Annotated in this window: 13 protein-coding genes; 7 read left to right on the forward strand and 6 right to left on the reverse strand. The window is 69.1% G+C overall.

Features of this window, described 5'->3' with window-relative positions:
- Positions 1 to 176 precede the first annotated feature (176 nt).
- The gene (locus tag NM961_RS22600; protein WP_255916700.1) at positions 177 to 1,901 is read right to left on the reverse strand and encodes a M28 family metallopeptidase; all 1,725 of its coding nucleotides are present in this window, start codon (positions 1,899 to 1,901) and stop codon (positions 177 to 179) included.
- A gap of 127 nt (positions 1,902 to 2,028) precedes the next feature.
- On the reverse strand, positions 2,029 to 2,691 hold the full coding sequence (locus tag NM961_RS22605) for a DUF4097 family beta strand repeat-containing protein (protein ID WP_255916701.1): 663 nt from the start codon (positions 2,689 to 2,691) through the stop codon (positions 2,029 to 2,031).
- A gap of 260 nt (positions 2,692 to 2,951) precedes the next feature.
- Between NM961_RS22605 and gpmI the strand changes: the two genes are divergently transcribed.
- From gpmI to NM961_RS22620, 3 genes are all read left to right on the forward strand, one after another.
- Positions 2,952 to 4,481 (forward strand): 2,3-bisphosphoglycerate-independent phosphoglycerate mutase, encoded by a 1,530-nt coding sequence (gene gpmI / locus NM961_RS22610; RefSeq protein WP_255916702.1) that lies wholly within the window; start codon positions 2,952 to 2,954, stop codon positions 4,479 to 4,481.
- Between the two features lie 70 nt (positions 4,482 to 4,551).
- On the forward strand, positions 4,552 to 5,823 hold the full coding sequence (locus NM961_RS22615; RefSeq protein WP_255916703.1) for a murein hydrolase activator EnvC family protein: 1,272 nt from the start codon (positions 4,552 to 4,554) through the stop codon (positions 5,821 to 5,823).
- Positions 5,824 to 5,918: 95 nt separating this feature from the next.
- Positions 5,919 to 7,229: a S41 family peptidase gene (locus NM961_RS22620; RefSeq protein ID WP_255916704.1), complete on the forward strand. Its 1,311-nt coding sequence runs from the start codon at positions 5,919 to 5,921 to the stop codon at positions 7,227 to 7,229.
- Positions 7,230 to 7,520: 291 nt separating this feature from the next.
- On the opposite strand, the gene NM961_RS22625 is transcribed toward NM961_RS22620, so the two are convergent.
- The 3 genes from NM961_RS22625 to NM961_RS22635 are packed head-to-tail and all read right to left on the reverse strand — an operon-like array spanning position 7,521 to position 11,044.
- Positions 7,521 to 8,207: a rhomboid family intramembrane serine protease gene (locus NM961_RS22625; protein WP_255916705.1), complete on the reverse strand. Its 687-nt coding sequence runs from the start codon at positions 8,205 to 8,207 to the stop codon at positions 7,521 to 7,523.
- A gap of 55 nt (positions 8,208 to 8,262) precedes the next feature.
- Entirely contained in the window at positions 8,263 to 9,435 is a 1,173-nt protein-coding gene (locus NM961_RS22630; protein ID WP_255916706.1) for a general secretion pathway protein GspB, read from the reverse strand.
- Between the two features lie 16 nt (positions 9,436 to 9,451).
- Positions 9,452 to 11,044, reverse strand: coding sequence for an ExeA family protein (locus tag NM961_RS22635; protein ID WP_255916707.1), 1,593 nt, complete (start codon positions 11,042 to 11,044; stop codon positions 9,452 to 9,454).
- Positions 11,045 to 11,401: 357 nt separating this feature from the next.
- Between NM961_RS22635 and NM961_RS22640 the strand changes: the two genes are divergently transcribed.
- The 3 genes from NM961_RS22640 to NM961_RS22650 all read left to right on the forward strand — a co-directional run bounded on the left by NM961_RS22640 (position 11,402) and on the right by NM961_RS22650 (position 14,740).
- A complete protein-coding gene (locus NM961_RS22640; protein ID WP_255916708.1) occupies positions 11,402 to 13,066 on the forward strand; it encodes a hypothetical protein in 1,665 nt (554 codons plus the stop codon).
- 260 nt (positions 13,067 to 13,326) lie between these two features.
- Complete coding sequence (locus NM961_RS22645; RefSeq protein WP_255916709.1) at positions 13,327 to 14,031, forward strand: Bax inhibitor-1/YccA family protein; 705 nt, start codon at positions 13,327 to 13,329, stop codon at positions 14,029 to 14,031.
- A 262-nt stretch (positions 14,032 to 14,293) separates the two neighbouring features.
- Complete coding sequence (locus NM961_RS22650) at positions 14,294 to 14,740, forward strand: DUF3592 domain-containing protein (RefSeq protein ID WP_255916710.1); 447 nt, start codon at positions 14,294 to 14,296, stop codon at positions 14,738 to 14,740.
- Positions 14,741 to 15,402: 662 nt separating this feature from the next.
- On the opposite strand, the gene putA is transcribed toward NM961_RS22650, so the two are convergent.
- On the reverse strand, positions 15,403 to 18,552 hold the full coding sequence (putA, locus tag NM961_RS22655) for a bifunctional proline dehydrogenase/L-glutamate gamma-semialdehyde dehydrogenase PutA (protein ID WP_255916711.1): 3,150 nt from the start codon (positions 18,550 to 18,552) through the stop codon (positions 15,403 to 15,405).
- Between the two features lie 522 nt (positions 18,553 to 19,074).
- On the opposite strand from putA, the gene coxB reads away from it, so the two are divergent.
- Positions 19,075 to 19,983 (forward strand): cytochrome c oxidase subunit II, encoded by a 909-nt coding sequence (gene coxB, locus NM961_RS22660; RefSeq protein ID WP_439334242.1) that lies wholly within the window; start codon positions 19,075 to 19,077, stop codon positions 19,981 to 19,983.
- Positions 19,984 to 19,990: the final 7 nt, after the last annotated feature.

Here is a 19,990-nt window from a genome sequence, read left to right on the forward strand (position 1 = left end):
CCTCCCAGCTGAGTCATACAATCGCCACTGGCCACGGCCGGCCTCGATTTGTTGCCTAGACACCAGCAAGTCTGCCGGGTCGGCCGTGTGCCACCCACTCAGTTGGGCGAAGAACCAAAAAAAAGCCGGCCGCACGAGGGCGGCCGGTGTGTACTGAAACGCGGTTTCCTGGGAGGTCAGGGCTTGCGCGAGGCGTCGCGGATCGCCTTGAACTCGCTGTCGGCGGCCCATTGCGGCCACGTCGTCTCGTCGGCGACGCGCTTGCCTACGGCGTAGAGCGCCTGCAGGTCGGCGACCACGCCGTCCAGCGGCATGTCGTCGCGGTATTCGTCGGCGGCCTGGTGGTAGCGGTTCTTGCCGTAGTCCTCGAACGCGGCGCGGCCGGCGGCTTCGCCGCCGTTGATCAGGTCGGTGCCGCCCTTGGCGTACAGCGCGGGCACGCCCTTGCGCGCGAAGTTGAAATGATCGGAGCGGAAGAAATGACCCTTCTCCGGCGATTCCTCCGGCGTGATCACGCGGTTCTGCGCCGCGGCGGCGTCCTTGAGATAACCGTCGAGTTCGGACTGGCCGTAGCCGACCACCGCCAGGTTGCGCGCCGCCGGCACCAGCGCCATGGCATCCATGTTGATGTTGGCCACGGTCTTGTTCATCGCCACTGGCGGATGCGTGGCGTAGTAGCGCGAGCCGAGCAGGCCGGATTCCTCCAGCGTCACCGCGGTGAAGATCACCGTGCGCTGCGGGGGCGGATTCTGTTTGGCGAAGGCTTCGGCAATCTCGATCAGGCCGGCCACGCCGGTGGCGTTGTCGACAGCACCGTTGTAGATCTGGTCGCCCTGGAGGGTCGGATCCTTGCCCAGGTGATCCCAGTGCGCGCTGTAGACCACGGCCTCGTCCGGATGGGCGCTGCCGGCGATCATGCCGACGACATTGTCGGAGCTGCCGCTCTTGATCGAACTCTTGAGCGTGACCGACAGCTTGGCCTTGAGCGGCTGCGGCTTGAAGCCGCGCACGTCGGCGCTCTTGCGCAGTTCGTTGAAATCCAGCCCGGCTTTTTTGAACAGGTTCACTGCGGCGTCGCGCTGGATCCAGCCGGCGGCGTCCAGGCGCGGTGCCGGATCTTCGCTGGCCGGCAGGTCGAACTGCGGGCCGCTCCAGCTGTTCTCGACCACGCCCCAGCCGTAGCCGGCGCCTTCGGTCTCGTGCACGATCAATGCGGCGGCGGCGCCCTGGCGCGCGGCTTCCTCGAACTTGTAGGTCCAGCGGCCGTAGTAGGTCATGGCGCGGCCCTTGAACAGCTCCGCGTCGTTGTTGCCGAAGCCGGGGTCGTTGACCAGCACGACGACGGTCTTGCCCTTCACGTCCAGGCCTTCGTAGTCGTTCCACTTCTGCTCCGGCGCGTTGACGCCGTAGCCGACGAAGACGATGTCGGAATCCTTCACCGTCACCTCGGGCTTGGCCGAGAGGTTGCCGATGACCATGTCCTTCTTGTACGCGAGCTTCTCGGTGCCGTCGCCGACGGCGAGATCCAGCGTCACGTCGGTGTTCTGCAGCGCGATCTCCACCGTGGGCACGGACTGGAACCAGGAGCCGTTGTTGCCGGGCTTGAGGCCGGCGCGTTCGAACTGGTCCTTGATGTAGGTGGTGGTCAGGCGCTCGCCCAGGGTGCCGGGCTCGCGGCCTTCAAATTCGTCCGAGGCCAGCTTCTTCAGGCGCACGGCGAAGTCGGCGGCGTTGATCTCGCCGCTGAAGGCATGCTTGTCGGCATCGGCCGGGGCGGCGGGGGGCGCCGCCGGCGCGGCGGCCGGGGCGGCGGGCGCGGCCGTCGGCTGGGCCGGCGGCGGCGTGTCGGAGCAGGCGGCCAGGGCCAGGGCGATGCTCGCGGTCAGAATCAGTTGACGCATGGGGCCTCCGTCTTCACACAGAAGCCCGAGAGTAGCTTGGCAGGGCGGTGGGCCACCCGGCCGAAAGTCATGCCCGAGACAATGGTTTAACCCCGCCGGCGCGGCGCGCCGGCGGGGCCTGCACGGTTCAGTTCGGGCTGCTGCCGCTGAATCGGCGGGCGGTGGCGCCTTCGATCGCGCCGACCTTGGCGCTGTCGCTGATGAACAGGTCCACGTCGCGGTGGAACACCAGGCGGCCGGTGACGACGGCGTTGGGGCCTATCACCACGCGCGGGTTCTTCTGCTTGCCCCAGGACCAGCCGCTGGGCTTTTCCACCAGGATGCCGCCGTCGATGCGCGAATCCGCGCCGATGTCGATGTCGCCGGCGACCGTCTCTATATCGCCGCCGACGCGGGCCGATTCCGTGCGGATGCGGCCGTTGACATTGGACAGCTTGCCTTTGACGTCGGCGCCGCGCTCCAGCGTGATCGCACCGTTGACCGATTCGATATCGCCGCTGACGCGGGCGCGCTGGCCCAGGGAGATCGCGCCGTTGACGGTTTCCAGCGAGCGCGCCTCGGTGTCGTCGCCCAGCTCGATGGAGCCGTTGACCGTGTCGGCCGAGTCGGCCTTGGCGTGGTTGCCCAGGTAGATCGAACCATTGACGGTTTCCAGATCGCCGCCGAGCTGGCCTTCCTCCAGGCGGATGGAGCCGTTGACCTTGTCGATGTCGGGACCGGTGCTGCCGGCCTGGGCGGCGGTGGCGGACAGGGCGATGCAGACGGCGAAGGCGAGGGTGCGCATGGACATGGAACGACTCCTGTGGGATGGGACCGGGCGCCCGGATCGGCGCCGCGGCCGCGCAACCGGTGGCGGTTGCGCGCTGTCGGGAACTTCGATGCGGCGTTTCCACAAAGGGTTGCAGCCAAAAGCCGCCCCCTGCCGTTGGTCATGCCCCAATCCCCATCCCGAATCCCGAATCCCACGCCCGATGGCGCCCCCGCCGCCGCTGGGCGATCAGCTACCATGCGCGTTCCGCCGGCCAAGCCCGCACCCCAAACCTGATCGCCGTGAGCGCACCCAAGCCCGTCCTGCTGCTGATCCTCGATGGCTGGGGCCATCGGGTCGAAACCGAGAACAATGCCATCGCCCTGGCGCGCTGCCCGAACTGGCGCCGCCTGCTGGCCACCTGTCCGTACGACCTGGTCGACACCCATGGCCTGCATGTAGGCCTGCCCGACGACCAGATGGGCAATTCCGAGGTCGGCCACATGAACATCGGCGCCGGCCGCATCGTCTACCAGGATCTCACCCGCATCGACCAGGATGTGGCCACGGGTGAATTCTTCAACAATGCCGCATTGTTGAAAGCTTGCGCCGCGGCGCGCGCCGGCAGCGGCACGCTGCATGTGTTCGGCCTGGTCTCGCCCGGCGGCGTGCACAGCCACGAAAACCATATCTTCGCCTTGCTCGACCTGGCCGCGCGCCAGCAGGTGCCGCGCATCGCGGTACATGCTTTCCTCGACGGGCGCGACATGCCGCCCAAGAGCGCCGAACCCTCGCTGCGCGCACTGGAAGCCAAATGTGCCGCGCTGCCCGGCGCCTTCGTCGCCAGCGTCAGCGGCCGCTACTACGCCATGGACCGCGACAAGCGCTGGGACCGCGTGCAGCCGGCCTACGAGGCCATCACCGAGGCGCGCGCCGACTACCACGCGGCCTCCGCCGTGGGTGCCCTGGCCGCGGCCTACGCGCGCGGCGAGAACGACGAATTCGTCAAGCCCACCGTGATCGGCGACGGCGCGCGCATGCGCGACGGCGACGCCGTGGTGTTCATGAATTTCCGTGCCGACCGCGCGCGCCAGCTCAGCCAGGTCTTCACCGAGGACGGATTCGACGGTTTCCCGCGCGAGCGCCGCATCGCGCTGTCGGCCTTCGTCACCCTGACCGAGTACAGCGCCACGCTGGCGGTGACCGATGTCGCCTACCGGCCGCAGTCCATGGCCAACACGCTGGGCGAATACCTCGCCGCCCACGGCCGGACCCAGCTGCGCATCGCCGAGACCGAGAAATACGCCCACGTCACGTTCTTCTTCTCCGGCGGCCGCGAGACGCCGTACGCCGGCGAGGAACGCATCCTGATCCCCAGCCCGCGCGTGGCGACCTACGACCTGCAGCCGGAAATGAGCTGTCCGGAGCTGACTGACCAGCTGGTCGCGGCGATCGCCTCGGGCCGCTTCGATTTCATCGCCTGCAATATCGCCAATCCGGACATGGTCGGGCATACCGGCCTGCTCAGCGCGGCCATTGCCGCGGTGGAAGCCGTCGATGTCGCCCTGGGCCGCATCGAGGCGGCGATCCGCGCCGCCGGCGGCGCGCTGCTGATCTGCGCCGACCACGGCAACCTGGAACAGATGGTCGACGAGAACGGCCAGCCGCATACCCAGCACACGGTGGGACCGGTGCCGCTGGTCTACGTCGGCCCGGGCCGGCCGCGCATCGAACGCGGCGCGCTGCGCGATCTGGCGCCGACCGTGCTCGGCCTGCTGGGCCTGGCCCAGCCGGCGGAGATGAGCGGGCGCAACCTGCTGCGCTTCGACTGAGGCGCGGTCGGCAAAACAGCAGCAGACTCGTCAGTAACCTGCAAACGGTAGGCAGCGGAATCCAGGCCCGGTGAGCGTGCACGCCAAAATCCCGATGTGCCCGGTGCGGCTGCGCCAGTTGCTGTTGTGCCTGGCCCTGGCCGCCGCGCCCGCGTTCGCGCAGGACGCGGCCGCTCCGGCGGCTGCCGAAGCCGAGGCCGCCGGGGCCGCCGCCAGCACGGCGCCGTCCGCAGCGGACGATCCGGCGCACAAGAGCAGCGAGGAAGAACGCCAGGCGCAGCAGCGCCTGGCGGCGACCCGCGCCGAGATCCGCCAACTGGCCGAGCAGCGCAAGAGCACCGAGGCCGAGAAAAGCGGCGTCACCGCCGAGCTGCGCGAACGCGAGACGCGCATCGCCGCGATCGCGCGCGAACTGCGCCAGCTGGACGAGAAGCTGGCCGAGCAGCAGCAGGCCCTGGCCCAGCTGGAACAGCGCCGCAACGAGCTTTCCGGCAAGCTCAAGACCCAGCGCGACGCGCTGGCCGCGCTGCTGCGCTCGGCCTATGCGCTGGGCCGGCATGAGGAACTCAAGCTGATCCTGCAGCAGAACGATGTCGCCACCACGTCGCGCGTGCTGGCCTATCACCGCTATTTCCAGCGCGCCCGCACCGGCCGCATCGAGGAACTGCTGGCCGACCTGGCCGACCTGGCCCAAGTGCAGCAGGCGATTGAAGCGCAGCTGGCCCAGATCGGCGCCACGCGCAACGAACGCAATACCGAATCCACCCAACTGCACGGCGAGCGCAGCGAACGCCAGGCCCTGCTCGACGCGCTGGAGATCAGCCTCAAGGATCAGGCCGCGCGCCTGGCCGCGCTGGGCAAGGACGAGGCTGCCCTGCTCGAACTGCTGGAACGCCTGCGCGACGTGTTCGCCGATATTCCCAAGCAGCTCACCGCGGCGCAGCCCTTTGCCGAGCGCCGGGGCCGGCTGCCCTGGCCGCTGGCGGGCAAGGTCGCGGTGGGCTTCGGCTCCAGCGACGATTCGGGCCGCGCCATCTCCGGCATCGTGCTGGCCGCGGCCACCGGCGCCGAGGTGCGCGCGGTCTCGCACGGCCGCGTCGCCTACGCCGACTGGCTCAAGGGCTACGGCCTGATCCTGATTCTGGACCACGGCGACGGCTACATGAGCCTCTACGGCTATAACGAATCCTTGCTCAAGGATGTCGGAGACTGGGTCGACGCCGGCGAGGCCATCGCCACCGCCGGGTCCAGCGGCGGGCGCCAGAACGCCGGCCTGTATTTCGAGCTGCGCGCGCGCGGCAAGCCGCTGGATCCGCGCAGCTGGCTCAAGCCCGGGCCTTGAGCGGCCCGCGCCCCGGCGGCACTTCTGCCGCTACCGCCGGTCGGAAGGCCGGAATATGCTGCGGCGCAAACGCCGCTATTGCCGGAGTCGTGTCTATGCTGTCCCGCTCGCTCATGTTCCTGGCCCTGTCCGGCCTCGCCCTCACTGCCCAGGCCGATGCGCCGGCAGCCGCCGAAACCCCGGCCGCGGCCGCCGCCAAGGCCGGCGTCAGCATCGAGGACGTGCGCACCTTCACCGCGGTCTACAACCTGGTCAAACAGGCCTATGTGGACGATGTCGGCGACGAACGCCTGATGCAGGCCGCGATCAAGGGCCTGCTGGCCGGGCTGGATCCGCACAGCGAATACCTGGATCCGCGCCAGCTCACCGATCTCACCGAGGACACCAGCGGCGCCTACGATGGCCTGGGCCTGGAAGTGCTCACCGTGGAAGGCGTGCTGCGCGTGATCGCCCCCATCGACGACACGCCGGCCGAACGCGGCGGCATCAAGCCCGGCGACGTGATCACGCGCATCGACGGCAAGGCGGTCTCGGCCGACAACGTCAACCAGTCAGTGGAAATGCTGCGCGGCAACCCAGGCAGCAGCGTGGTGCTGACGGTGATCCACGAAGGCGAATCCGCGCCGGTGGACATCACCCTCAAGCGCGAGAAGATCAAGGTCGCCAGCGCCCGCGCGCGCTGGCTGGAGCCGGGCTATGCCTACCTGCGCGTGGCCCAGTTCCAGGAAGACACCGGCGCCGAACTCAAGCGCAAGCTGACCAAGCTGCGCGGCAAGAACGCGCCGCTGCGCGGCGTGGTGCTGGACCTGCGCAGCAATCCCGGCGGCCTGCTCACCGCGGCGGTGGAAGTCAGCGACGTCTTCCTCGACAGCGGCACCATCGTGACCACCCGCGGCCGCCTCAACGACACCGACCTCAGCTTCAGCGCCACGCCCGGCGATCTCACCGAAGCCGCACCGCTGGTGATCCTGGTGGACAAGGGCACGGCTTCGGCGGCCGAGATCGTCGCCGGCGCGCTCAAGGACAACCACCGCGGCCTGATCCTGGGCCAGAAGACCTTCGGCAAGGGCTCGGTGCAGACCGTGCTGCCGCTGGACGACGGCCACGCCGTCAAGCTGACCACGGCGCGTTACTACACGCCCAGCGGCGCTTCCATCCAGGCCACCGGCATCGTGCCCGACATCGAGCTGCGCGACCTCAAGCTGACCGTGCGCGACGCCGCGCCCACCCTGCTGACCACCGAACGCGACCTGCCCAACCACCTGCGCGGCGAAAACGAACAGACCGAAGCCGCCGGCGCCAACACCGAAGCGCCGCCGCTGGACGACTACGCGCTCAACGAGGCCGTGCACGTGCTCAAGGCGATGGCCCTGCGCGGACCCAAGGCGGCGCCGGCCAAGGGATGAAGCGGGCGCGCCTCCAAAAACTCCTCTCCCCAAGCGCATGCGCTTTGGGGGGAGGGTTGCGGTGAGGGGGCAGCGCTGAATCGTGCAGCGGTGTTGGATTTTTGCTGAGAAATTCAACGCGCATGCCGCCGGCGAAACCGCGGGCCGAGCCTTGCAGGCATAACCAACCCGCCAAGCGCATGCGCGCCTGGCGGAGCGGGCAGGCGCGTCATGCCGTAGCGTGGAAAATGAAGGCCACCGACCGCAGATTCCGCATGCCGTTCAGCGCAGCGCGGTGAGGGAACAATCTGCCTACTGCCGCAGCCGCCGCGCAATTGCCGGACGCGAGATCAGGGCCATGGCCGCGCCGACCAGGAAGCCGGCGATATGGGTCCACCAGACCACGGCGCCGAAGGTCGGGCCCACGTAGGTGAACAGCAGCTGCAGCAGCACCCAGAAGCCGATCAGCAGCGGCGCCGGCACCTTGACGAATTCCAGGAACAGGCCCAGCGGCAGCACCAGGCCCAGGCGCGAACGCGGGAACAGGGCCAGGTAGGCGCCGACCACGGCCGAGACCGCGCCGCTGGAGCCGACGATGGGCGTATAGGCGCTGGACAGGGTCAGCGCGCCGACCAGGTTGGCGATGGCGCCGCCGGCCAGGTACAGCAGCAGGAAGCGGCGCGAGCCGAGCAGGCGTTCGGCCGCCAGGCCGAAAATCATCAGGAACAGCAGGTTGCCGGTCAGGTGCAGCCAGTTGGCATGCACGAACAGGGCGCTGAACAGGCGCAGGCCGCGCAGCTCGATCAGCTGTTGCAGCAGCGGCGCGCTGCTGTCGAACAGTTGCGCCGGCACCGTGCCCCAGCGCGCGAGCAGGGCCAGGCGCTCGCTGCCGCTGGTCGCGGCCAGCCAGAAAAAGGCCAGCACACTCAGCGCCACGATGCTGATGGTCGCCCAGGGCGGGCCGGGCCGGCGGCGCGATTCCACATGGACGAAGACCACGGATGGATTCCTTGCTGTGGCCGCTGCCAGCGCCGCCGTGGCGGCGCGCGTCTACTCAGGAACCGCCGCGCGGGACGAGGAAGCGCTGACCCTGGAACGACAGCACTACGCCGTCGCTGCGGATCTCGGTGACGCGCACTTCGCCGCCCAACTCGTCGCCCTCGACCTGGCGGTTGCCATTGAGGACGACGAAACGCTGCGCCGGCGTCGCGCTGTAGACGTGCATGGACAGCTTCAGCGCCGGCAGTTCCTTGCGCACGTTGTACGGCAGTTGCCAATACGCCGGCAATTGCTCCAGCGGCGGCGCCGCGGCGGCCACGGGCTGGGGTGGCGGCGGCGTGGGCGGCGGCGGCACGGCGGCGGGCTGCGGCTTCTGCGCCGCGGCGGCCACTGGCTGGGCCGGCGGCGGCGTGGGCGGCGCGGTGGCAGCGGCCGGTTGCGGTTTCTGCGCCGCGGCCACGGGTTGGGCGGGCGGCGGCGGCAGCGACGGCGGTGCGGCCGGCGTGGACTTGGACACGGCGGCCACGGGCGGCGGTGCGGACTGGTCTTCCGGCGGCGCCGCGCTGGGGAAGGACGGCGGCTGGCGCGTGGCCGGCTGTCCCGCGGCGGTGGCGGCGGCCGGAGTGGCGGCGAGCTGTTTTTCCTTGACCGCCATCTTCGCGGCGACGCCGGCCGGATCGTTCAGCGGCGTTTCCGGCGGCGGCGTACCCAGGGCCAGCGGCGCGGCTTCGCCCGGAGCCAGCGGGTTGGCGCCCGGCGGATGCGGCTCGGATTCGCGCTCGGCCACTTCCTTGACCGTGGGCGGATTGCTCGGCGCCGGCGCCTGGTGGTTCAGCCGCGGCGGCGGCGCCAGGCTGGTCACCACGTTGGTATTGGCCGTGGCGTTGGCGCCCATGACGGGGCGGCGCTCGGCGGCGCTGCTGGCGGCCTGGCTGTTCGCGGCAGCGGCGGCAGCGGCGCCGCTTGCCGGAACGTTTGCCGGCGCATCTGCGGTCCTGGCCTTGCCGGCGGTCTGGCTGGCGGGAGCGGCGGCCTGGGCCGGCGCTTCCGGCGCGCGGTCGCGCGACAGCCACCAGCCCGCGCCCAGGGCGGCGGCGATCGCCACGGCCAGGTAGGGCAGCAGGGTGCGGCGCCGGCGCGTGGCGGCGAACGGCGTGCCCAGATTGGGCGGCTCGCCCAGGCGGCGCTGCTGTTCGGCCTTCTTCAAGGCTTCATGGATCAGAGACATGGGTACTTGGATCCGTTCATTCCACATTACGGGCAAGGCGCGGCCCGTCGGCCGCCAGTGACGACAGGGCGAACAGCGTCTCCGGGCCTACGATGCCGTCGGCGGTCAGGCCGTAGGCGCTCTGCAGCTTGCGGATGCGTTCTTCCAGGGCGGCGTCGAAGAACGCCGGTCCCAGGCTTGCCTCGGTATTGCCGTCCAGCCGGGCCAGCTGCTGCTTGATCCAGGCCACGGCGGGGCCGGCATCGCCGCCGCGCAGCGGCACCGGCGTGTCGGCCGGCAGGCGCCAGGTCGCAACGAAGCCGCCCTGCCAGAGGCGGGCGAGTTCGTCGCGGCTGAGGCGATAGCCGATGCCGGCGAAGTCTAGCCTAACCGTGTCGCCGGACACGCCGCGCAGCAGGACCAGGCCGCGCTTGCCGGCGTGTTCCAGCTCCAGCAGCAGCGGGCGGTCAAAGCGCAGCAGCTGGTCCAGCGTGGCGCGGCCGCGCAGGCAGTCGAAGCCGGGGAAGACCTGGGTCTGGCAGCGCGCCGCCTCGGCCACGCCGACGTCGCGCGAAGACACCTGCCAGCGCGCCAGCAACTGGGTCCAGGCCATCAGGTCGGCCCCTTCGACCGTACCCAGTTTCTCGCCCAGCAGCCTGGCAGCGTCGGGTGCCGGTTGCGCCGGCGGTGCGGCGGCCGGTGCGGGCGGCGGCGGCGCCGGCCTGCGCTGCAGCCAGGCATAGCCGCCGGCCAGGCCGGCCAGCAGCAGGGCGAGCACGGCCCAGCGTCCATAGCGGCGCAGGTAGTAGCGCGCGTGGCCGGGCAGGGTCTCGTCGGCGGCGAGATCGACCAGGCGTTCGCCCAGGCTATCGGTCTCGCGCGCGAAGCCGGCCATCAGGGCGCGGTCGGCGATCACGTTGATCAGGCGCGGAATGCCGCCGGAACGCTGGTACAGCGCACGCAGGCCCAGGCGCGAGAACGGCAGCTTGCGCGAGCCGGCGACCGCCATGCGGTGGCGCACGTAGGCCTCGCATTCCTCGGCGTTCAGCGGCGTGAGGTGGTAGCGCGCGGTGATGCGCTGGGCCAGCTGGCGCAGGTCCTCGCGCTCCAGCAGGCGGCGCAGCTCGGGCTGGCCCAGCAGGATGATCTGCAGCAGCTTCTGCGTCGGCGTTTCCAGGTTGGTCAGCAGGCGCACCTGTTCCAGCGCCTCGACCGAGAGATTCTGCGCCTCGTCCACGATCAGCACCACGCGCAGGCCCTGGGCGTAGGCGTCGAGCAGGAAGGTGTTGAGCGTGTCGACCAGGCTCTTGAGGCTGCCGCGGCGGCCTTCGATGTCGAGTTTGAGTTCCTCGCACACCGTCTCCACCAGCTCCACCGGCGACAGGTTGGGATTGAGCACCAGGGCGACGCGGGTGTTTTCCGGCAGTTGTTCCAGCAGCAGGCGGCATAGCGTGGTCTTGCCGGTGCCGACCTCGCCGGTCAGCTGCACGAAGCCGCCGGAGCCGCCCTTGCCTATGCCGTAGAGCAGGTGCGCGAGCGCGTCCCGGTGGCGCTCGCTCAGGAACACGTAGCGCGGATCGGGCGTGATCGAGAACGGCGTTTCCTTGAGACCGTAGTGCTCCAGATACATGCGGCCAGGGTTCCTCGACGGCAGCCGGCGCGCCGTTCTGGCGTGCGGGGCGGGCAAGCTTAACCGATGCCATCTGCCTGCCCGCGTTAAAAAATCGCTGGAACGCCCTGCGCCGGCGGCCGGCCCGGGCCGGTTCGCCGCGGCGTGCGCGGCTATGGAGCGCTGCGCCGGCGGAATGGTTCCGCGGCTGCCGCGGCGTGGCGGCAGCCGGCATCGCCGCACTTTCCGCAACGCCCATGGACAATCCGTGCAACGGGGCTGTTGGGGGAATTCTCCGTCTTGTACGTCTTCCGACTGCCGCGCGTACGGGCAGGTTCGGGCGGAGCAAGACAAGTCATTGTTTTTACGGAGAATTTCATGCAACGACGCAAAATCCTGTCCATCCTGCTGCTGTCCTGCCCGGCGCTGGCCCTGGCTGAGGGCCCGCAGATCCAGAGCACCTTCACCGACACCTGGCGCGTGATCGCCGCAAACCGGGCCAACGTGCCCATGACTGGCCTGCAGAACGTGGAGCGCGATATCCGCAACGTCTGGCTGGCCGACAACGGCAGCGGCCGCTTCACCTTCGCGGCCGAGAACTCGGCCGATTACGGCCTCTGGGCCGGCACCCTCGCCATCGGCGCCAGTTCGACGCGCTTCTTCCAGATCGGCGTGGCCGGCGCCACCGGTCCCGGCCGCAGCGGCGGCGAAGCCGGCCACGTGTTCCACGAGCGCTACCAGAGCCAGTACTACATCGACGCCGGCGCCGAAGGCCAGCGGGTATTCCTCGCCCGCGCCGGCGCGCCCGGCGCCTCGTCCGCCCAGACCACCAACGGCGCCTGGCGCTGGGACGGCTCGCGCAATATCGAGGTCTCGCGCAACGGCGACAGCGGCGCGCTGGGGCCGGGCCTGGGGGCGGGCTGGAGCATCTCCAGCGTCATGCGCCTGCAAGCCGCCCGCAACGGGCAGGTACTGATCGACGCCACCCTGGCCCGCGCCGGCGGTGGCGGCGGCAGCGCGGTGATCAAGCATGTGCCCGGCGTGGGCAACACCACCTGCGTGCTGTCGGGTTCCACCGATCCGAACTATTCCCCCAACGTGGGCAGCCTGGTGTTCGGCGAGTGGTTCTCCAGTCTGGATCTGCGCAGCATCGACGCCGACGGCCGCATCTACACCTATTTCGACAACGATTCAGGTGTTCGCGACGGCATCTGGGAGATCTGCAACGGCCCGCCGCGCGCGATCGCGGTCAACAACGAACCCGGCCCGCGCGGCCCGGGCCTGACCGTGGACTCGCGCTTCTCCTTCATGATGTCCCCGCCCATGCCCGGCCCGGCCGGCGCGATCTACTTCGGCGCCACGGCGGCCGTGCCCAGCGGGCCCAGCACGCTGATGCTCGACGGCATCTTCCTGCACGAAGGCGGCAGCAACCGGCCCATCGTGCTGCAGGGCGATGCCGGCGCCTATTCGCCGAACTGGCAGGGCACCACCTTCGGTCCCATGCGCTTCAACACGATTGCGGTGAACGGCCGCACTATCGCCTTCGACGCCGTCGCCACCAACGGCAGCACCAATTACGAAGGCATGTGGCGCATCACCAAGGGCGGCACGGCGCAGCCGGTCGCCATCATCGGCGACACCGGCGCGTGGTCGCCGGGCGGCGGCCTGCGCTGGAGCCAGCTGATGGAACGCATCGTCTACGGCAACGGCGACATCGTGCTGCGCGCAAAGACCTCGGACAACGTCTACGCCCTGTGGCTGTTCGAGCCGGGCCAGCCGCCGCGGCGCATCCTGGCCGAAGGCCAGACCTTCCCGCTGCAGACCACGTCCGGCCTGGTCAACCCGGTCATTAACGACATCTCGCTGCCGAGCAACAACACCTCGTCCACGCCGCGCTTCGGCCCGGGTACTTCGGCCGGCCTGGACGGCTGGACCAACCGCGACGGCCAGCTGCTGGCCCGCCTGTCGCTGGAAGGCTACGGCTACGTCTGGGCTGTCACGCGCCCGTCGGAGCACATCTTCCGCGACGACTTCCAGCGCTGAAGCAACACCGCGCCGGCGTGGTCCTGCCGCGCCGGCGTTCCGGCCGCCTGCAGTCGCTGATGCACTGCGCCGGTGGACGGTGCCGCTTGACGAATCCGCCAGTACTTGTGGCGTAGGCCGTGTAAACTGGGCGGGCGTCGCCATTCAACGATGCGTTTCCTCAGCCGTTCCGGGTCTGCCCCCTACCGTACCGTTCCGCTCGCGGAACCCGCGGCGGCGGATCTCAGGGATCAGGAACGTCCACTATCCCGGGGGTATCAATGGATCACACCGCACAACAATTTCCGGAATCCGGCCTTGGCGTAAGCCGGGTCGAGTTCATCCGCTCGGCCTACATGCACCTGGCCGGCGCGATCGTCGGCTTCACCCTTCTTTCGGCCATCCTCTACGCCACCGGCTTCGGCCAGGCCGCGCTCAAGCTCATGGGCGCGAGCAAGTGGATCTGGCTGGGCTTTCTCGGTGCCTTCATGGTCGTGGGCTGGTTCGCCACGAACCTGGCCGACAACGCCGAAAGCAACCAGAAGCAGCTGGTCGGCCTGGGCGTCTACGTGCTCGCCGAAGCCCTGATCTTCTCTCCGCTGTTCGCCCTGGCCGGCCTGATCGCGCCGGGCGCGATCGGCGCCGCCGCCTTCATCACCCTGGTGCTGGTGGGCGGCCTGACCTATACCGCATTCACGGTCAAGACCGATTTCTCCTTCCTCGGCAGCATCCTCAAGGTAGCCGGCTTCGTCGCGCTGGGCGCCATCGTCGCCAGCCTGATCTTCGGCTTCAGCCTGGGCATCTGGTTCTCGGCCATCATGGTGATCTTTGCCGGCGGCTGCGTGCTGTACGACACCGGCCAGATCATCCACCACTACCCGACCGACCGGCCGGCAGGCGCCGCGCTGCACCTGTTCGCCTCGATCGCGCTGATGTTGTGGTACGTGCTGCGCATCCTGCTGTCGCTGGCCAGCAGCGACGATTGATGCGGAAAACCTGGCGGGCGCGCGGCGCGCCCGCCGGCGGTGGGTCCAGGGACGGACCGCCGCTGCGCGCATCGAAGGATGCGCCGCCAAGACGGCTACTGCAAAGTAGCCGGTCCTCAGGGATGAACGGCACGGCTCCCCGCCTGCCTTTCGCTGTCCGCCGCATGGGGATGCGGCCTCACCGTTTCATTTCACACCATCCACAACCGCCGACCTCGTCGCCCTGTGCGCCGGGACAGGCATTTCGTCAGGGGAAAATTACATGTTGGGAAAATTGCGCAGTTTCGTGATCTTGCTGGTGCTGATCATCGGCGGCCCGGTCATGCTGTTCGCCGGTTTCAAGGAAGCCAAGGACAGCAAGGCCCTGGCTGACCACGGCGTCACCGCCGAAGCCGCCGTCACCGAGGTCACCTGGAAGACCAAGCGCGGCAGCGAACGCAACTTCCACGCCAAGATCACCTTCGTCACCAGCGACAACCGCACCATCAACGAAGACGTCAGCCTGCCCACCGACCTGGGCAAGCAGGTGCGCGACGCGCCGGAAGACAAGCCCGTCACGCTGAGCGTGAAGTACCTGCCGGAAGATCCCAGCACGGTGACCCTGGCCGATCACAAGGACGAATCGGGCTTCATGTACGGCGTGGGCGCGCTGATGCTGCTGGCCGGCATCGGCATGCTGGTCTGGATGGTGCGCAAGAAATCCGCCTGAGCCGTTCAGGCGTCTAAATCGCGGCTAAAGCGCATCCGCGCGCCGCGTGGCGGGACCGCAAGGGCCCGCCTAAGATCGCCCCGAATGCGCCGCGCCGGTGGTTTTCCCGGCGCGGCGCCCTGTCCGGCGGCTCCATGAAACGTCTGTTGCTGATAGCCGCGTTGGTTGGGCTGGCTCTCGCCGCTGGAACGCAGGCTCTCGCCGCCGCCTGTACCGCGCTGTTGCCGAACGAAAAAGGCGTCGCTGGGCTGATGCTGTTCGGCCAGCCCCGTCGGTGTCGGGCGCGGTCATCGAAGGCAATGGCACCGTGCCGGACGGCACCAGGGAGTGTCTGCTCGAAAAAACGGCGGAACTGGTGACGCTGGTAAAGGCCAGCGACCTCTATCGTCAGTTTGAAGCAATGCCGCCTGTCGCTCGGAGCGCAGGCCAATTGAAGCCGGCGAAACGCCCGGCAGCGTCACAGAGCGCCGCCTGGGCGCAGAAGAATTGGGTGAAATCGTGCGGGCGACGCCGCTGTATCGCGAACTGCACGCGATGCGCTGAGTGCGCTTGGTTGCGCCGCCCTGGTCGCGGGGAAGAGGCGTGTGCCGGCCGCGCTTCCGGTGAAACGAAGCGCCTGCGGAGCGCCGGCCCGGAGCCGGCCTCCGCAGGGTCTTGCAGGCTTACTCGCCCAGCGTCAGCAGCGAGGCATTGCCGCCTGCCGCCGTGGTGTTGATGGTCAGGGTGCGCTCGGTGACGAAGCGGGCCAGGTAGTGCGGGCCGCCGGCCTTGGGGCCGGTGCCGGACAGGCCTTCGCCGCCGAAGGGCTGCACGCCGACGACCGCGCCGATCTGGTTGCGGTTGACGTAGCAGTTGCCGACCTTCACGCCGCGGGAGATCTGCTCGATGGTGGAATCGATGCGGCTGTGCACGCCCAGGGTCAGGCCGTAGCCGGTGGCGTTGATCTGGGCTATGACCTTGTCCAGGTCCGCCGCCTTCCAGCGCAGCACATGCAGCACCGGGCCGAACACTTCGCGCTTGAGCTGGTCCAGCGAACTGATCTCGTAGGCGCGCGGCGCAAAGAAGGTGCCGTTGGCCGCGTCGGCGCCGAGCTGGGCGACCTTGATCAGCTTGGCTTCCTTGTCCATGCGCGCGGCGTGGTCGTCGAGGATCTTCTTTGCGTCCTCGTCGATCACCGGGCCGATGTCGGTGGAGAGCAGGCGCGGTTCGCCGACCTTCAGCTCGTCCATGGCGCCGGCCAGCATGTGCACAACCTTGTCGGCGATGTCTTCCTGCACGAACAGGATGCGCGCACAGGAGCAGCGCTGGCCGGCCGAATAGAACGCGCTGCTGACGGCGTCCTTGACGACTTGCTCGGGCAGGCTGGAGGAATCGGCGATCAGCGCGTTCTGGCCGCCGGTCTCGGCGATCAGCACGGCGATGGCGGCGTCGCGCGCGGCCAGCGAGCGGTTGATGGCGCGGGCGGTCTCGGTGGAGCCGGTGAAGACCACGCCGGCGATGCGCGGATCCTTGCACAGCGCCGCGCCGACGGTGGCGCCGTCGCCGGGCACGAACTGCAGCACGCCGGCCGGCACGCCGGCTTCATGCAGCAGCTGGGTGGCGCGGAATGCGACCAGATTGGTCTGCTCGGCCGGCTTGGCGATCACCGCATTGCCGGTGACCAGGGCGGCGACCACCTGGCCCATGAAGATGGCCAGCGGGAAATTCCACGGACTGATTGCGACGAACACGCCGCGGCCGTGCAGGAACAGCTGGTTGGATTCGCCGGTCGGGCCGGGCAGGGCATCCGGATGCGCCAGCATCTTGCGCGCCTGGGCGGCGTAGTAGCGGCAGAAGTCGACCGCCTCGCGCACTTCGGCGATGGCGTCGGGAATGGTCTTGCCGGCTTCGCGTACGCACAGGGCAATGAGTTCGCCGCGGTTGGCCTCCATCAGGTCGGCCGTGTGTTCGAGGATCTTGGCACGGCCGGCGGCCGGGGTGCGGTCCCAGTCCGGCTGCGCGGCGACGGCGTTGGCGATGGCTTTTTCCACCGCGGTCGCATCGGCCGGCTGCCAGCTGCCGACAGTGCGGCGGCGGTCGGCCGGGTCGGTCACGGCGATCGTGGCCGTGGCCACGTTCGCGCCGGGGATCAGCGGCCTGGCCGCCCAGGTCTGCGGCGAGGCGGCGATCGCGTCGCTCAGCGCCTTGAGTTCGTTGTCGTTACCGAGATTGACGCCCATGGAATTCTTCCGTTGTTCCCCGAACAGGCCGGCCGGCTGCGGAATGCGCGGATGCGGCTTGGTAGTGAAGTGACGCACGACCTCGACCGGGTCGGCGACCAGGTCGCGGATCGACAGGTTCTCGTCGACGATGCGGTTTACAAAACTGGTATTGGCGCCGTTTTCCAGCAGGCGGCGCACCAGGTAGGGCAGCAGATCCTCGTGCGAACCCACCGGCGCGTAGACGCGGCAGGGCACGTTCATGTTGCGCTCGCCGACGACTTCGGCGTAGAGGTCCGCGCCCATGCCGTGCAGGCGCTGGAACTCGAACGGCCGGCCCTTGGCCATGTGGTGGATGGCGGCGATGGTATGCGCGTTGTGGGTGGCGAAAGCCGGGTAGAACAGCTCGCCGTAGTCGAACAGGCGGCGCGCGCAGGCCAGGTAGGACACGTCGGTGTTGGGCTTGCGCGTATACACCGGATAGCCGCCGTGGCCGCCTTCCTGGGCGCGCTTGACCTCGGAATCCCAGTAGGCGCCCTTGACCAGGCGCACGCACCAGCGCTGGCCGTTGGCGCGGGCCTTCTCGGCCAGCCAGTCGATCACGAACGGCGCGCGCTTCTGGTAGGCCTGCACCGCCAGGCCGAAGCCCTGCCAGCCGGCCAGCGACGGGTGCGCATGCACCGCGGCCATGATGTCGAGCGAGATTTCCAGGCGCTCGGATTCCTCGGCGTCCACCGTCAGGCAGATGCCCTGGGCCTTGGCCAGCTGGGCCAGTTCCAGCAGCTTGGGCTGCAGTTCGGCGAATACGCGCTCGCGCTTGGCCACTTCGTAGCGCGGGTGCAGCGCGGACAGCTTGATCGAGATGGAGGGCGCGTCCAGCACGTTGGGGAACGGGCCGCGCGCGCCCAGCGCCTTGATCGCGTCGATATAGGCGCGGTGGTAGCGCTCGCCATCGGGCGTGGTCAGCGCGCCTTCGCCGAGCATGTCGTAGGAATAGCGGTAGGCGCGGTTTTCCTTCTCCTCGGCCCGGTCCAGCGCTTCCTTGATGGTGCGGCCCATCACGAACTGATGGCCCATGATGCGCATGGCCTGGCGCACCGCCAGGCGGATCACCGGCTCGCCGGCGCGGCCGATCAGGCGCTTGAGCGCGCCGAGGAAGTTGCGCTGGGTCTCGTCGGCCAGGGTGACCAGCTTGCCGGTCAGCATCAGGCCCCAGGTGCCGGCGTTGACCAGCACCGAGTCGCTCTTGCCCAGGTGGGATTCCCAGTTGGCCTCGCCGAGCTTGTCGGAGATGAGCTTGTCGGCGGTCTCCTTGTCCGGGATGCGCAGCAGCGCCTCGGCCACGCACATCAGCAGCACGCCTTCCTCGGAGGAAAGGTCGTACTCGCGCATGAAGGACTCGACCGCGGATTTCTGGTCGGCCTTGGCGCGCACGCGGGCGACCAGTTCGCCGGCGCGGGCCAGTACGAGATCGCGCTCGGCCGGCGGCAGTGCCGCCTGGGCGACCAGCTCGTTGACGGCTTCGGTCTCGTCGCGGCAGTAGGCGGCGGTCATGCGCGCACGCGCGGCATCGGCCGGGGCGGGCAGTTCAGGTGTCAGGATTTGGGCACTCACGGGGGATCTCTGTGGCGATTAGCCGGCCTGGCCCGGGCCCGGCTGAAGGGAAGCCGGAATTTTAGATGGCCCCCCCCGCCGGTCAAGTTCCAAACCTTCACACCGGCGCGGGTCCACGCCCTGCGGCAATTCGCCGCAGGGCGCGCCGCGGCTCGGTGCGGCGGCGGTCTGTGGTCTCTGCGCACCCGGGTTTTCTTGCCCGTATCCGGCTCAGCCACTATCATTTCGCGGTTCTACGCCTGTCGCCATGACACAGGCGCGGCGCCGCCGGCGCCGGCGCCGTGCAGGGGACAGTGCCGATCTTGCGGGCCAGCCACTTTCTTCCAGCGCGCGAATTCCTTGCGGAAGCTCGTGCCGCCGGGGTTTGATGGCCGGCACGCCGGGCCCCACCAGCCGGGCCTGCGATCGGGCGGCGGCAATGCATTCGGTGCGTGGCCGGAAGCAGGCAGGGGCGGACCGCGCAAGCGGCGGCACCGGCCGGCGGAAGGCGGCGGCCCCAACGACTGGGATGGCTTTAGGGTGATGGCAATGAAGTCTCTGGCAACTACGCGATTCGGGCGTGCCGCCGTTGCGGCTGGGCTCGCGCTGGCAGCGAACATCAGCTTTGCGGCCAGCTCCATGCCGCACCGCTGGCAGTTGAACATGGCGCCCGGCGTCACCCAGACGGCGCGCAACGCCTACCACGCGCACATGATCGCGCTGTGGGTCTGCGTGGTCATCGGCATCATCGTGTTCGGCGCGATGGCCTATGCGATGTTCAAGTTCCGCAAGTCCAAGGGCGCCGTGCCGGCCCAGTGGAGCCACAACACCAAGGCCGAAGTGATCTGGACGGTCATTCCCATCCTGATCCTGGTCGCCATGGCCTGGCCCGCCACGCAGTACCTGGTGCACCAGTCCGATACCTCCAACCCGGTGCTGACGGTGAAGATCACCGGCTACCAGTGGAAGTGGCGCTACGAATACGTCGATTACGAAGGCAAGCCCACCGGCGTGAACTTCATGTCCAAGCTCGACGCCGACAGCGACAAGACGCGCCAGCTCAAGTCCGGCCTGGACCCGCACGCGGTCAAGGTGGGCGAGGAAGCCACCTACCTGCTCAATGTCGACAAGCCGCTGGTGCTGCCGACCAACGCCAAGATCCGCTTCGTCATTACCGCCGACGATGTGATCCACGCCTGGTGGGTGCCGGCGCTGGGCTGGAAGACCGACGCCATCCCCGACATCATCAACGATGCCTGGACCCTGATCGAAACGCCGGGAACCTACCGCGGCCAGTGCGCCGAACTGTGCGGCCAGGACCACGGCTTCATGCCCATCGTCGTCGAAGCCAAGCCCAAGGCCGAATTCGACCAGTGGCTGGCCGGCCAGCAGGCCGCCGCCGCTCCCGCTGTTCCGACTGCCGCGCCGGCCGCCGCCGCGCCGCAGGGTTAAGTCTTAG

Origin of the sequence: Tahibacter harae, assembly GCF_024437735.1 — a bacterium.
In the GTDB taxonomy this organism is placed as follows: Bacteria; Pseudomonadota; Gammaproteobacteria; order Xanthomonadales; family Rhodanobacteraceae; genus Tahibacter; species Tahibacter harae.

What these genes read in the sequence shown, in the direction of transcription:
- NM961_RS22600 (WP_255916700.1), bottom strand. Translation starts at nt 1,901, where the DNA reads ATGCGTCAACTGATTCTGACCGCGAGCATCGCCCTGGCCCTGGCCGCC.
- NM961_RS22605 (WP_255916701.1), bottom strand. Translation starts at nt 2,691, where the DNA reads ATGTCCATGCGCACCCTCGCCTTCGCCGTCTGCATCGCCCTGTCCGCC.
- NM961_RS22620 (WP_255916704.1), top strand. Translation starts at nt 5,919, where the DNA reads ATGCTGTCCCGCTCGCTCATGTTCCTGGCCCTGTCCGGCCTCGCCCTC.
- NM961_RS22630 (WP_255916706.1), bottom strand. Translation starts at nt 9,435, where the DNA reads ATGTCTCTGATCCATGAAGCCTTGAAGAAGGCCGAACAGCAGCGCCGC.
- NM961_RS22635 (WP_255916707.1), bottom strand. Translation starts at nt 11,044, where the DNA reads ATGTATCTGGAGCACTACGGTCTCAAGGAAACGCCGTTCTCGATCACG.
- NM961_RS22640 (WP_255916708.1), top strand. Translation starts at nt 11,402, where the DNA reads ATGCAACGACGCAAAATCCTGTCCATCCTGCTGCTGTCCTGCCCGGCG.
- NM961_RS22645 (WP_255916709.1), top strand. Translation starts at nt 13,327, where the DNA reads ATGGATCACACCGCACAACAATTTCCGGAATCCGGCCTTGGCGTAAGC.
- NM961_RS22650 (WP_255916710.1), top strand. Translation starts at nt 14,294, where the DNA reads ATGTTGGGAAAATTGCGCAGTTTCGTGATCTTGCTGGTGCTGATCATC.
- coxB (WP_439334242.1), top strand. Translation starts at nt 19,075, where the DNA reads ATGGCAATGAAGTCTCTGGCAACTACGCGATTCGGGCGTGCCGCCGTT.